The organism is Streptomyces sp. NPDC026589 (assembly GCF_040638385.1).
Taxonomy (GTDB): domain Bacteria; phylum Actinomycetota; class Actinomycetes; order Streptomycetales; family Streptomycetaceae; genus Streptomyces.
The window spans coordinates 93,100-106,443 of record NZ_JBEZYG010000021.1 but is presented as its reverse complement, the minus strand read 5'-3'; the positions used below and the strand labels follow the sequence as shown (position 1 = coordinate 106,443).

Genomic DNA, 13,344 nt, shown 5'->3' with positions numbered 1-13,344 from the left:
CGGCCGGCCTCCCGCGCCCCGGGCCGCCTACTTCGTCGGCTTCTTGCCGGTGATGCCGAGGTGTACCAACAGGGCCAGATTGGGCCGCAGTTCGGCCTGCTTCACACCCCAGGTGGTGAAACCCTTCTGGTGCGAGGCGACCGCGGCCAGCATCGCCACCAGGGAGCCCGCCATCGCCGCCGGACTGACGTCCTTGTCGACCTTGCCCTTGCTCTGGAGCTCCTTCACGGAATCCGTGAGGGAGTTGGTGACCGAGTTCAGGATCTTCATACGGATCTTGTAGAACCGCTTGTCCCCCTCCGCCGCTCCGAGGTCGATCACGCGGAGGATCGCGTCGTTGTGCCGCCAGAAGTCGAGGAATCCCTCGACGAGTTGTTCGGCGGTGGTCCAGCCGGCCTTGCCGACCCAGGAGCGTCCGGCGACCAGTTCGGTCAGGCCGGCGCCCTCCTTGGCGACCTCCTCGGCGATTTCGAGGACGGCGCCCTCCACGTCGGGGAAGTACTGGTAGAAAGTCGCGGGTGAAGTCCCGGCCTTCCGGGCGACGTCGATGACTTTGACGTCCCGGTACGGCGAGGAGCTGAGCATCTCGCTGAGGCAGTCGAGCAGCTTCTGCCGCGTCGCCTGACCGCGTCGACCGGCCACGCGGCCGTCGACGGTACGTACTTGTCCTGTCATGCCGTCAGCTTACCGAGGGGTGATGGGAGCGCGATTCGGCCGACTGCAAATGGGGAACGCCGCAGGACCAGCGGGGTGCGCGGGGGTGGCGAGCGGCGGTTTTCAGCCGCCGCGCGAGAGGTGCCGGAGCGTGGAGAGCGGCCGGGTGCGGCCAGGGTCGCAGTCGGAGTAAATGTTATCAACAGCCTGTGGACAACTTCGGTGGACAACTTTCGTCCACATGGTGAGCGCACCCTTCATCAATCGGTCAAAGGTTCCCTTTAGGTGCTTCCGGGGCGCGCGGGGCCGGGCGCGACGTTACGTTGACTGTGACGGGCGTCACTGCTACGGAAGGACCCGGTCCCATGGCCGCATTCGCGCATTCCGCGCCGTGCTGGGCGGACGTGCAGCTCTCCGACCTCGAAGCGGGCAAGCGCTTCTACGGCGGGCTCTTCGGCTGGACCTTCCGGGCCGGCGACGGCATGCCCTTCGCGGACGCGCTCAGCGACGGCCGCCTCGTCGCCGGCCTCGCCGCCAAGAAGGACGGCCGGATGCCCACGGCCTGGGGCGTCCACTTCGCCACCGACGACATCCGGGCCACCGTCGCCGCGATCCGCGAGCACGGCGGCCAGATCATCACCGACCCCGTACGGGCGGGGCGCGCCGCCATCGTGGCGCAGGCGGCCGACCCCGGGGGCGCCGTCTTCGGACTCTGGCAGCCGGAGGAACGCGCGGGCTTCGAGAAACAGAACGACCCCGCCTCCTTCTGCTGGACCGAGGTCTACACCCGGCAGCCGGACAAGGTGGACCCCTTCTACGAGAAGGTCTTCGGCTTCCACGGCACCGACCTGGACGAGGCGGGCCACGACATCTCCGGCGACTCCGAGGCGCTGGTCGACTTCCGGATGTGGTCCCCCGAGGGCGCCGAACCGGGCCCGGACACCGCTGTCGGCGGCCGGAGCGTCATCACGGACGCGTTCCCGGCCGAGATGCCGAGCTACTTCCTCGTCTACTTCGCCGTCGCCGACTGCGACGCCGCCGCCGAACTCGCCGTACAGCTCGGTGGCCGGGTGGCCCAGCCGCCCTTCGACATCCCCTCCGGGCGGATGGCCGTGCTGCACGACGACCAGGGGGCCGCCTTCGCCGTGCTGGAGCCCGCCGAGCCGCGTCCGTAACCCCGGCTCCCGCGCCTCCGTAACCGCGGCTCCCGCGCCTCCGTAACCGCGGCTTCCGTACCTCCGTAACCCCGGTTCTCGCGCCCCCGTAACCCCGGCTTCCGCACCCTTCGCTCCCTCTCCGCACCCCCGGTGTGGGGGATACCGCCCGAAGTGGCATGAGACATCCCCATCCGCCCCCGGGTTCGCAACCGGGGCCCGGGCCAGGAAGAATCGGGGTGCGTACCGCCAGGTGATGCCCAGTGGTGAGACCCTGCACAGGGCGAGCTGCGCAGTGCGGAATTCGACCGGGCGGTAATTCGCGGACTTCGTCGCCGAGGTCCGTCTACGGGGAGGTGGCAGGCAAGTGGTGGAGCAGCTGACGCAGCACGACCCGAGACGGATCGGCCCGTTCGAGGTGCTGGGACGGCTCGGGGCCGGCGGCATGGGGCTGGTCTATCTCGCGCGGTCGGCGTCCGGCCGACGGGTGGCGATCAAGACGGTGCGGACCGAACTCGCCGAGGACCAGCTCTTCCGGGTCCGCTTCACCCGCGAGGTCGAGGCCGCCCGCGCGGTCAGCGGGTTCTACACCGCCGCCGTGGTCGACGCCGACCCGCGGGCCGCCGTGCCCTGGCTCGCCACCGCCTATGTGCCCGCACCCTCGCTCGAAGAGATAGTGAACGAGTGCGGTCCCATGCCGACCCAGGCGGTGCGCTGGCTGGCCGCCGGCATCGCCGAGGCCCTCCAGTCCATCCACGGCGCGGGCCTCGTCCACCGCGACCTGAAGCCGTCCAACGTCCTCGTCGTCGAGGACGGCCCCCGGGTGATCGACTTCGGCATCGCGTCCGGCGTCTCCAACACCCGGCTGACCATGACGAACGTCGCCGTCGGCACGCCCGCGTACATGTCGCCCGAACAGGCCCGGGACTCCCGCAGCGTCACCGGGGCCAGCGACATCTTCTCCCTGGGCTCCACGCTCGTCTTCGCCGCCACCGGGCACGCCCCCTTCCACGGGGCCAACCCGGTCGAGACGGTGTTCATGCTGCTGCGCGAGGGCCCCGACACCGAGGGGCTGCCCGAGGACCTGCGGCCGCTGATCGAGTCCTGCATGCAGATGGACGCCACCCAGCGGCCGAGCCCCGCCGACCTCCAGGCCCAGCTCGCCCCGCACCTCTTCGCCTCCGGCAGCGACGACAGCGGCACGGCCTCGGCCTGGCTGCCGTCCGTGGCCACCGCGATGATCGAGCGGCGCAGGGGCGGCGGGCGCACCGCGCCGCCCGCCCCGGCCGTGCCCCCGCCGCCCCCGCAGCGGCCCCCCAGGGCTCCGGAGCGGGACACCGCCTGGCGCAGCGGGGCGGACCTGCGCTCGCCCTCCCCGCTGTCCTCGCCCTCGCCGCTGTCCGGCGCGTCCGGCCCGTCCGCGGGCCTTTCCGCCGCTCCCGGTGGCGGGCCCGTCCAGCTGCCCGGCGCCAAGGTGCCGATCGGCCCCGGTCCGCGTGCGGGGGAGGGGCGCGGAGCCGCCGCCGCGCACCCGGCCGCCGCGACCGGCTGGGTCCGGCCGCCCGCCGGAGTGAACGGCTCGTCGCCGGTGGCGGCCCCCGTCCCGGCCCCCGGCCCCGCCCCGGACGGCGCGGCCCCCGCCCCCGACCGCTGGCGGCCCTGGCGCTTCCGCATGTCCAACGACGTGTGGGGCACGCCCGTCGTCTCCGGCGACCTGCTGTACGTGACGTCCTTCGAGGTCCACGCGCTGGACGTGGGCAATGGGCGGCGCCAGTTCAAGACCCGGGACGTGGCCTGGGCGATGGCCGTCGAGGGCGGCAGGATCCACGCCTCGGACGGCCCCTCGCTGTACGCGCTGGACGCCACGACCGGCGCCGAGCAGTGGCGGCTGGCGACCGACGCCTGGGTGTACGCCCTCAAGGCCGACCGGGGCACGGTCCTGACCGCGACCCGGGGCGGCGGCGTCCAGGGCTGGGAGGCCTCCAACGGCGAGAAGCTGTGGGAAGTCACCGGTGCGCAGAGCGACTTCGAGACGGCGGAGGCCGGCCCGGTCATCCACGACGGCACGGTGTACGTCTGGCAGGACGCCCGGCTGCGCGCGCTGGACGCCCGTACGGGCATCGAGCGCTGGTCGTACCCGATCGGCGACGCGGCCTCCTGCGGCGGCGTCCCGGTCCGGGTCACCCCGGCCCCCGACGGCTACGTCTACATCGCGGCGGGCACCCGGGTGCTGGCGGTGGAGACCGGCTCCGGCCGGGTGCGCTGGCACTTCGAGTCGCCCGCGGTCTTCCTCTCCCCGCCCGCGTTCGCCCCGGGCCCGGCGGTGACCGGCGGCGGGGTGTACCTCGCGGACTACCTCGGCACGGTGTACGCGCTGGACGCGACGACCGGCAAGGACCGCTGGCGGATCGCCACGGAGGCCCGCTCCTCCATCGAACCGGTGCTGGTCGCCGTGGGCAACGTGCACGTGGGCAGCGGCAGCGCGCTCTACACCCTGGACGCGGTCACCGGCACCCCGAAGTGGCGCTTCGCGGCGGGCGGCGACGTGGTGGGCTCCCCGGTGGTGGCGGACGGCCGGGTCCACTTCGGCTCGGCGGACCACGTCCTCTACACCCTGGACGCGGCGGGCGGCCAGCTGCGCTGGAAGCTCGCGACGGGCGGCGAGATCACGGGATCGCCCGTGGCGCAGGCGGGCGTGGTCTACGCCTGCAGCAAGGACCGCTGCGTGTACGCGCTGGACGCGCTGAAGGGAACGGGCACGGGGAACAGGGCCCGGACCTGAGCCGGGTGCGGTCCTCGAACCCCGGAGGGGTCGAAAGATGTCCTCGATCGCCGGACGGGCTTGATTTCCAGGCCCGCCCGGCGCATACTCAGCCGCGCTCCTTCTCCCACCTCCGTGTGCCGGTGGGACTCAGGGGCAGAGTGACGGCGCGATGCTCTTCCGGATGACGTTGCCGCCGGCACTCAGAGCCGCCTCCAGTTCGCCTCGTAGCCGCTCCGGCAGAGTCCCCGTCCGGAGGGCACAAGCCCGCACCAGGGCACGGCAGTCCCGCACTTGCCGATCCGTGGCGAGCTCGATGAACAGTGGGTGCGCCAAGTTGTCCCGGGCTGCGTAGCCGTCCTCGGTCTCCGTCGCTCTCCGGTGCAAGTCCTCAACGATGCGGCGCGCGGCGGGAAGATCGGCGGACTCCATCACGCCGAGGACGGTCAGGCCCAGCCGGATGTCGAAGACGGTCATCCCCGGTTCGGCCGCCCGCTCAAGGTAAGTGGCTGCCAGATTCGCCAGGGGGCCGTCGACTGGTTGCCCCGCGGCTCGGTGCCGCAGGACAGTCAGACATGCCGTGACAGTCCGCTCCCACGGCTCGCCGGGCACCGTCTCGGCGAGGAGTGCCGAGGCGTGTGCCGTATCTCCCGCAGCGAGCGAGGCGATTACCGCTACTTGGCGTCCGTCGAGCATTCGTTTGCCCACGCCTCGGAGGGCCTCAACGTGCGCCAAGGCCTCGGACCATCGGGCCTGGATGGTGAGAGCGCGTGTGCCGTCGGCGAGGAGCACGCGCCACAACCACGCGACGACCTCGTGACGGTCCTTGTCCGTGGCGGTGAGGTCCGCCGGGATCGCAACGCCTTCGAACCGGACCGGTATGCCCGCCTCGACGGCCGCGTATAGGTCGAGCAGCCCTTGACGGCCCACATCGGCGTGGCCGCCACGGATCTGGAGGCGGGCGAGATTGACGACGGGCTCCAAGCCGCGGATCGCGCTCATGGCGGGCAGGGGGCAGGCAGGGAGATAGGCGGCGGCGTGCTCGTGGCACATCGTGCGTGCCAGGTCGGGAAGGCCGAGATCGGAGGCAATGAGCGCGGCCTGGTTGTAGACGGAGGACGCCACCCCCTGATCGGTCTCCGCCATCGCGCTGTCGGCCAGGTCGGCGAGCGCGCGCACGCGCTTCGGCAGGGGAAGGCAGGCGGGCCGGAATCGGGCGACGAGCGGAAAGCGCTGAGCTGTGGATCCGTGCGGGTCCATGAACTCCCCCAGGTGTGCGTGAGGACGGGTAAGGCGACGGTGGCCGCCGGTTGCGCGCCGACGTCCACGGTCCACTACGCGAGGGGCGTCATCGCCAGTCGACGACGATGCGGTTGAGCGGGGTGACGAGCGCGAAGAGGTCGGCTCGCTGCTCGATCGCGGGGGAGTCGAGGGGCTGGATCTCGAACGTTGCCTCGCGGCCCCGGTACTCCAGGTCCCACACGCGGATGGCCGCAGCGACCCTTGCTGCCAGTTCATCGCTGCCGGGACCATGGCCGATGACCCCGAACTCCCACAGCTTGCCGCCCTCGAGTGTCTTCTTCTCCGACAGGCGCCGGGCGAGATAGGTGACAGCCCCCTTGTCGACGGCTGCGGTCGAGGAGGGGTAGGGGTCCTCGGTGAGCAGAGTGCCCTTGGCGGATTGCGGGAACAGCATCCGGATCAGCCCGGAGGGAAGGGAGCAGGTGAGGAACAGTTCCATCCACTCCGGCGACTCCATGGCACGGAACGTCATGCCCGTCCACTCCTCGGTGCTCGGCTCGTGCAGGACACCGGCGAGGGCCTCGGCGTCGACTTTCTGCCCGGCGGGGGCCTGGAGCCGTACGGTTCCGTCCGCGCTGAGCGGGATGACCTGGCGGTCGTCGTCGGCGATGCCCCGCCTGAGCGGCATGAAGGTGTTCATCTCGCTACCGAGAGACACCCACCGGCCATCGCGCTGCTCATAGGCGATGGACCGGGACACCGTGCCCTTGAGGCGCTGCGGGACGAGGAGCCGGCCCCCGGGAGCAAGCTGCTGCAACCAGGCATGCGGCACGCCGTGCGCGCCCACGGTAGCGATGATGCGGTCGTACGGCGCACCTTCCGCATAGCCGAGGGCCCCGTCTCGGGTCATCGCCTCAACATTCGTGGTTCCGGCGGCGGACAGATGCGCGCGGGCGCCCTCCACGAGGTCGTCGTCGACATCGAGCGTGGTGACGTGCCCGCTCTCACCGACCAGATGGGCGAGCAGACCGGCGTTGTAACCGGTGCCTGCGCCCAGTTCGAGGACGCGCTCGCCGGGCCGGGCGTCGAGCTGGTCCAGCATGAGGGCGACCACGCCCGGCTGGGAGGCGCAGGAGATCGAGCTGCCGTCGGTGTCGTACTTGATGTGCACCGGCGCGTTGGCGTATGCGTCTTCGATCGGCACATCAGGCACGAACACGTGACGGGGCACGGCCCGCAACGCGGTCTCCACGGCGGGAGTGCGGGCGATTCCGTCAGCGTGGAGCTGGTCCACCAGGGCGTTGCGGAGGCGCTCGGCGTCGGACGCCGGGGTGGTGATCGTGTCGGTGTTCACCGCTTTCACGCTATCGGCGTTGGTCGTTGACCCGGTCGGCGACGCGGTGTGGTCACTCGTTCCCATGACTGCCTCCCGTGCGATGTTGGACAGAGCGCTCTGGTCGTCCCTGAGGAGACCGGCGCGGTTGGCGTGGAAGATGATGTGGTGGGCGATGACGGCTCGCAGACCGCGTGTGAGGGCGCCCCGTTGCGCGAGGTCTGCGAGTGTGGCCCCCGCCCGCTCGAAGGCGGTCACCCATGCGCTGTGCCCGTGGAGTGGGCCGTCGCGGAGGGACAGGCTGTGGGCATCAGCGCTCATGAGCTTACGCACGAACGGGGTCAGTTCGGCGACTCGTGCATGTGACAGAACGCCGGCGACCGGCCGGAGGTTAGCGACTTTCGCCCATACGTCGCCCTGCTCGAACCAGTCGAGTCCGGCGCCGCGCATCATGGCGCTCGCCAGCAGGACCGCAGTCTCCTTGCGCCCAAGGTGCTCCGGGCCCGGCTGGTAGATGAGCAGGTGGCGGGAGTCGCTGTGGAACAGACCGTGGGCAGCGTCCATGGCGTCCGGGCCCCCGAACGCCTCGGCCTCGGGCTCGTAGACAGAGGGCAGCCATGACACGACCACCCCGTCACCCACGAGATCGCTCAGCAGCGACTCGATGATCGGGGAGGGCGCGTCGGCGAGGTACCGCAGCGGCCAGGGCTGTTTGTTCATGAACCACCAGCCGGTGAGCTGTCCCTCGGCCTCGGCTGTGATCAGGGCGGGTCCGAGGTGTTCGTCGATGGCGTGCCGGGCGCTCTCGCGGTCGATGAAGGTGATGTTGTGCTGGTGCCAGCGGTCAGGGGGCATCGAAGTCCTTCGGTCGGTGAATCAGGCGATGAGCAGGCAGGAATCCCAGGCGGACCGGGGCGGAGCGGCGGTATCGGCAGCGAGAAGAGCCAGGGCTGTTCCGGCGGCTCCGTCGAGCAGGCCGGGCCCCGCTCCGGTGCCACTGACCAGTGCCGTGGCCGCGCGTTCGAGGTCGTCGTCCACCGGGCAGATCGCGGCCAGAAGTCCCGGGATCGCGGCTCGGATTCGACCGACGGTTGAGGGATGGGCGTCTGCGGCCGTGCGGACGGCGAGGTGAGTGAGGCCGGCGAGACCGTGGCAGAGGCCGTTGCCCGTTGTGGCTCCGAGCTGGTCCGGGTCGGTGAGGGCGGCGGCGAGCGCGCTCTCCGCCGTGATCTGGCGTTCGGTGTCACCGGTAGCGAGCGCGGCAAGTTGCTGGGCGCGGGCGAGGCCGGCTGTGCCGTAACACCATGACGGCCGCCGGAGCTTGGACCCGGGGCGGCGACCGGTGCGTAGTTCGCTCCGAGTGACCCAGTATGGCCAGGTTGATCCTCGGCCTGTCTCCTCCTGCCAGCGGTCGAGCCAGGTCAGGATGGTGCGCAGCGCTCTGTGTTGCCCGTCGGTGGCGGTGCCCTTCCGCGCAGCGAGGGCCAGGAGGGCGAGCACTCCGCCGATGCCGTGTGCCATGCCGGTGTTGGCGTGCCCACCGGGGAATCGTTCGTCCGGGCTGCCCGAGGGCCCGGTCGCAGTCCACCAACCTGGAAGTTCCTCGCCGGAGTGCCTGATCGGTTCGGTAAGGCGTACGCAGTAGTCGACGACAGCGCGCACCGCAGGGCTGCCTGGGTTCCGGCGTAGAAGGTAAGCGCCGTATCCGGCCAGGCCCCGGATGGCGTCGAACTCGGCGAGCTGCGGCAGACATCCAGCATCGATGCGGCGATGCGCGGCGTCGAGACGGCGTCTGACGTCGGTCGCGATCTGCCGGTCCATCGCGTCCAGGGCGCGCTGGTAGGAGGCAGGAAGATGGTCGGCGGCGCAGGCAAGGGCATGGGCGAAGGCGGGCATCCCGTAGAAGGGGTGGCTGTCGGGTCCGCTCGTGAGGGGCCCGTGAGACGCGGCAGCGAGCCAGCCGTGCGCATGCTGCCACGGTCCGAGGCCGTTCGCGGCCCGCTCGATGTGGAGAAGCGCGATTCCGGGCGGGCCATAGGCGAGATGTTGCCGATATGCCTGATAGACGGAAGGCGCCGTGCCGGGGTCGGCGAGCTGCGCAGCAACGGCATCGGCCAGGCCGAGCATCGGGTGCACAGTCACGCCGGCCTCCTGGTGGTGCGGGCAGTCCACGCCAGAGCAGCAGCGCGCGCCAGGTAGAGGCACACCTCTTCCTCGGGGAAGTTCACCGCGACGTGCCGCACGAAGTGGACGTGCAGGAGGGAGGTCAGGACGTCATCGACGGCGATGCCCTGGGTGCCCGGGCCGGGAAGGTGCAACCGGTAGGCGGCGAGTGCCGCATCGCGCTCTGCCCAACCCGACACGATGGCGTCTCCGCCCTGTACCTCGCGCAGGGCGGCCCAGTCGTCGGCCGGGTTCGCGAGCCGTACGGCCTCGCTGAATCGCGGGCGGGGGACGGGCGCGGGTGCTGTCGGTGAGACGTGGTCGGCCAGCCAGCGCATCGCGGCCTCCGTGCTGCCGAGGAACGCGGAGGCGATGGCAACGGTGTGGGCCGCCACCCATGCGCGTTGCGCCAGCCTCTGTGGCTCTGAAAGTTGGGCCAGGACGCTGCGCGAGTCTGCCCGGAACACCTCCTCGGCAGCCTCCCAGGCGGCTCCGGAGCCCCAACGGCCCATCTCTCGATATGAGGTGGGGTAGCGCAGATCTGCCAGCAGACCGGCGTTGCGCAAGTCGTCGGCCCACGCGCTCACGGTTCGCGCCGTCCGAGCGAAGGCTCCGCGGTCAGGGAGGGCGATGCGTACGCGGAGGTGCTGGTCCGGGTCACGGAAGCGGATGAACCACCACGGCGGGTTGCCCAGTCGTTCGAGGAGTCCGGGAAGGTGCTGGGAGAGCAGGGTGTCCTGGCGGCGAGGGTCTCCGTACAAGGCGACGAGCAGCACCGACGAAGCGGCGGGAGTCTGCAACTGAGCCGCAGCGAGGGCGCGGGCCTGAGTGGGAACGGGAAGGGGCGGCCAGGACTGCGTTCGGGTCGCCTTGAGTGGCACCACGACCTCGTGGGCTCGCCCGTCGCACCAGCCGTACGCCTCTGGTTCCGGGGCTTCAATGAGCACGGCCCGGTGCGAGCGGTCGAGGTGTCGGCGCAGGAGCGTCCGGTGGCCGGCTTCGTCCAGGTCGAGGAAGAGACGCCGGTCGTCGTCCACGAGGAACACGCGGCGAGGCAATCCCCGTTGTGCCCGCCATTCGGCGAGCGCGGTGTCCCACTCAGTACGAGGGCGAGCGCGACCGGGTAATTCGGACGCCTCCAAGCGCCAGCGCGCCGGGGCCAGCACTGTACGCCCGTACCGCAGGCGCGGCAGGAACGGCATCGCTGCTGCGACGCCCCAGTCGAAGACGGTGACCTGCGCGCACTGGGCGCGGGACAGCTCGGTGAGGAACCGCGCCAACGGCGGAGTGTGGGTGCGCAGGTTCAGGGCGTTCATGCCGACGGCCTCGACGCGGTGCCCCCGTAGCGGAGCGGCCAGGTACATGCGGCGACCGTCGCACCCCACGGCCAAGTCATCCGGGGTGAGCACGGAGTCCTTCGGTGCGCGGTGCTCCTGGAGACTGATCACCGTGGGCAGGACCTTCGGTGCGCGGGTTACGTGAGCGCTCGCCGGGAGCAGCGGTGGAAAAGAGAGCTGAGCGGGCACGGTGTCGCTGTCCGCAGCCGGAAGATCAGCCAGTTCTGCGCCCAGGGCCTGACGCTTGGTGGGAGCCAGCACGCCGAGGAATCGACCTGACGAGACGCCGGCCCCGCGCGACACGCTCACGACCTCCAGCCGGAATCGCCGACCCCGCAAGTCGTCCAGGCTGGCGCAATGTACGCGCACCCCCACCTCCAGATGCGGCGGCAGCCGTGGTTCGTCGGGTCCCACGTCCAGTCGACCGATCTGTTCGTCAGTGAGCACGACCTCGTCACAGCCGTCGAGCGCGGCACCCTGCGCCAGGCGTACGAGGGCGTCGTCCCGAGCGGAGACGCGAGGCCGACCTGGGCCGGCAGGACTGCCTGGGTAGCCGTCGGGGTAGCCGGTCCCGCTGTCCGCGACGACCTCCGCGAGCGGGACCATCGTGCCGATGCCGTACCGCTCGTAGAAGCGCTGGTGGTAGACGTTCCACTCGGCCGGCCCGTACGGGCGGGTGCTCACCCGGGTCAGGACGAAGGCGGCGCGCTCGATCTCCCGGGCCACTTCCTCGGGTAGGACGAGTTGCGCATCCAACCGCAGGTCAAGCGCGACAGGGTGCCGACGTAGGCCGGGCACGAGGGCCCGCATGCGCGCTGCGGTGCTGTCCCGGCCACCGCGCGTGGCGCACTCCTCCAAGCCTCTCCGGACCCCGTGCAACTCGCGTGTTGTCTCCACGACCGGCGCAAGGTGGTCGATGTCGATCGCGTCGAGTTGGTCGAGCAGGTACCCGAGGGCGTCGGTCTCGGTGCTTGGCGCGTGCAGGCTCGTGATCAGCACTCGCCGGCGGACCAGCTCCGTCAGTAGTTGGCGCGCCTTCTCCGGACCGGCGTCGGGGAACTCGGCCCGGAGCTTCGCCGCGAGGGCTCCGCAGCGAATCGGCGTCCGGGTCACGGCGAGGACCGCACGCACCGGTTCTGTCAGGGCCAGGGATGCCTCGACGGCGCGAACCAGGTCGTCATCGGTGTCGGGCTGGAACGGCACGATGAGCCGGTCTCCCCTGCTCGTCACGGTGTTGTTGACGACGACGGGCAGTCGGTCGAGGAGTTCCGGGCAGGACTCCAGCCGTTCGATCACAGCGGCGAGCCATTCGGCTCCCGCACGACCGACGGCTACGTGTTCCTCGCCCCAGTCCGCACGCACCCGAGGTCCGAACGCCGCGGTGGTCACGCCGGCGAACAGTCCGAAGGGCGTCGCCCGGTGCTGGGCCCGTAACAGGTAACGGGCCACCGACAGCGCCGCGCGCTGCACCTCCCGGAGGGCGGGATGCTCGACGGTACAAAGAGCCTGGACCCGAGCGGCCAGGACCGGGCTGGAGTGCTGGAGTGCCTCGGCGACGTCCCTGTCCGCCCAGACCGACCGTAGCCACGCCACACGGGCAGACGAACCGCCGGGCGAGCGGTCATTGCTGTCAGGGCATGGAGGAAACGGCAGCGAGGGGCGAGCCACGGCGCGCACGACAGCAGTGGGCCCGGTGCGGAACGCTGCGGGCGGAGCAGCAACCACCAAATACCTCCGTAGGTGAGGAGCGGGCGGCTGGTGCCGCCGCGCGGAGACGCGACGGCACCAGACCGAGGTGAACCGGGGGGCTGGTTCAGGCAACGTTGGTGGTGCAGGCTCCGCAGGTGGAACCGCAGTTGTCGTCGGTCAGGTTGACCAGGCCCGCCGGGTCGGCGATCTCGACGAGAGAGACGTCCAGGTCGAAGCCGTCCGATGCCCCCGGGATCTGCGGGAGTACCTCGGTGCGGCTGGGAACTACGGTGCTGCGCGTCATGCTGCACTCCTTTTCATCGTTGGTTGTTGCTGAGCTGGGCTGGAATGCCCACCAGGAGCTGGCAGAGGGGCGATGCCGGACGGCTGGTCCTCGGATCAGCTCCGGGCCTCCCGGCACGAGGGGGCGGGGCCCGCGCAGAAGGCACTGGCCAGACCGACCACTCACACCGGGAAGTTCTGTGTCGGAGCCGATTCGGGTGGAGCTGGCCGTGGGCGGGCGAGGGCCCAGAGGAAGCGAGGGCACCGCAGAAGGGCTCTCACTCGTCGCCCCCGGCGCGGAGTTCGGCCCAGACCTCTTTGCCCCGCAGACGTCCGCCCGCACTCTGAAGGTCACAGCCCCAGCGGTCGGCCACAGCATCGACGAGGAGCAGCCCTCGGCCCGACTCGTCCTCGATACCCGCATGGCTCAGCGCCGGTAGGCGCGAAGGTTCCTCGTCCGCGATCCCGACACGTACCCGTGTCGCGCTCGGCCGTCCGACAACGAGACGGATCTCGGAGCACGGAGTGTGCCTGGAAGCATTCGCGATCAGCTCCGTGATGATCAGCTCGGCGCGGTCGGCGAGGTCGTCGAGGTGCCAGATCCCGAGAACTCCCCGGACGAGTCTGCGTCCGGTCTCGGCCGTGGACGGCTCGCACGGGAAGACCTCGCTGTACGTGGGATGGCTGGTGAGGACCGCCTCAACTGGTTTCCTCGGGATCGGCATGGGA

The 13,344-nt window shown here is 70.9% G+C and carries 9 protein-coding genes; 2 read left to right on the top strand and 7 right to left on the bottom strand.

Features of this window, described 5'->3' with window-relative positions:
• Positions 1 to 27: 27 nt before the first annotated feature.
• Complete coding sequence (locus AB0F29_RS30500) at positions 28 to 675, bottom strand: TetR/AcrR family transcriptional regulator (RefSeq protein WP_026290968.1); 648 nt, start codon at positions 673 to 675, stop codon at positions 28 to 30.
• A 344-nt stretch (positions 676 to 1,019) separates the two neighbouring features.
• On the opposite strand from AB0F29_RS30500, the gene AB0F29_RS30495 reads away from it, so the two are divergent.
• Both AB0F29_RS30495 and AB0F29_RS30490 read left to right on the top strand, forming a co-directional pair.
• Positions 1,020 to 1,829, top strand: a complete 810-nt coding sequence (locus AB0F29_RS30495; protein ID WP_361878677.1) for a VOC family protein — start codon at positions 1,020 to 1,022, stop codon at positions 1,827 to 1,829.
• A gap of 346 nt (positions 1,830 to 2,175) precedes the next feature.
• Entirely contained in the window at positions 2,176 to 4,590 is a 2,415-nt protein-coding gene (locus AB0F29_RS30490; RefSeq protein ID WP_361878674.1) for a PQQ-binding-like beta-propeller repeat protein, read from the top strand.
• A gap of 129 nt (positions 4,591 to 4,719) precedes the next feature.
• Here AB0F29_RS30490 and AB0F29_RS30485 read toward each other — a convergent pair whose 3' ends face one another.
• The 6 genes from AB0F29_RS30485 to AB0F29_RS30460 form a co-directional block, all read right to left on the bottom strand.
• Positions 4,720 to 5,829: a hypothetical protein gene (locus AB0F29_RS30485; protein ID WP_361878671.1), complete on the bottom strand. Its 1,110-nt coding sequence runs from the start codon at positions 5,827 to 5,829 to the stop codon at positions 4,720 to 4,722.
• Between the two features lie 88 nt (positions 5,830 to 5,917).
• Entirely contained in the window at positions 5,918 to 7,999 is a 2,082-nt protein-coding gene (gene fxlM, locus AB0F29_RS30480) for a methyltransferase, FxLD system (RefSeq protein WP_361878669.1), read from the bottom strand.
• 21 nt (positions 8,000 to 8,020) lie between these two features.
• Entirely contained in the window at positions 8,021 to 9,286 is a 1,266-nt protein-coding gene (locus AB0F29_RS30475) for a lanthionine synthetase C family protein (protein WP_361878666.1), read from the bottom strand.
• The gene (locus AB0F29_RS30470; protein WP_361878664.1) at positions 9,283 to 12,237 is read right to left on the bottom strand and encodes a lantibiotic dehydratase; all 2,955 of its coding nucleotides are present in this window, start codon (positions 12,235 to 12,237) and stop codon (positions 9,283 to 9,285) included. The genes AB0F29_RS30475 and AB0F29_RS30470 overlap by 4 nt, the downstream gene beginning before the upstream one ends.
• A gap of 220 nt (positions 12,238 to 12,457) precedes the next feature.
• On the bottom strand, positions 12,458 to 12,637 hold the full coding sequence (locus tag AB0F29_RS30465; RefSeq protein WP_361878661.1) for an FxLD family lanthipeptide: 180 nt from the start codon (positions 12,635 to 12,637) through the stop codon (positions 12,458 to 12,460).
• Between the two features lie 256 nt (positions 12,638 to 12,893).
• On the bottom strand, positions 12,894 to 13,340 hold the full coding sequence (locus AB0F29_RS30460) for an ATP-binding protein (RefSeq protein ID WP_361878658.1): 447 nt from the start codon (positions 13,338 to 13,340) through the stop codon (positions 12,894 to 12,896).
• Positions 13,341 to 13,344: the final 4 nt, after the last annotated feature.

Excerpts from the sequence above, each read along its gene's own strand:
- AB0F29_RS30465 (WP_361878661.1), bottom strand. The coding sequence starts at position 12,637 with ATGACGCGCAGCACCGTAGTTCCCAGCCGCACCGAGGTACTCCCGCAG.
- AB0F29_RS30460 (WP_361878658.1), bottom strand. The coding sequence starts at position 13,340 with ATGCCGATCCCGAGGAAACCAGTTGAGGCGGTCCTCACCAGCCATCCC.
- AB0F29_RS30485 (WP_361878671.1), bottom strand. The coding sequence starts at position 5,829 with ATGGACCCGCACGGATCCACAGCTCAGCGCTTTCCGCTCGTCGCCCGA.
- AB0F29_RS30495 (WP_361878677.1), top strand. The coding sequence starts at position 1,020 with ATGGCCGCATTCGCGCATTCCGCGCCGTGCTGGGCGGACGTGCAGCTC.
- AB0F29_RS30500 (WP_026290968.1), bottom strand. The coding sequence starts at position 675 with ATGACAGGACAAGTACGTACCGTCGACGGCCGCGTGGCCGGTCGACGC.
- fxlM (WP_361878669.1), bottom strand. The coding sequence starts at position 7,999 with ATGCCCCCTGACCGCTGGCACCAGCACAACATCACCTTCATCGACCGC.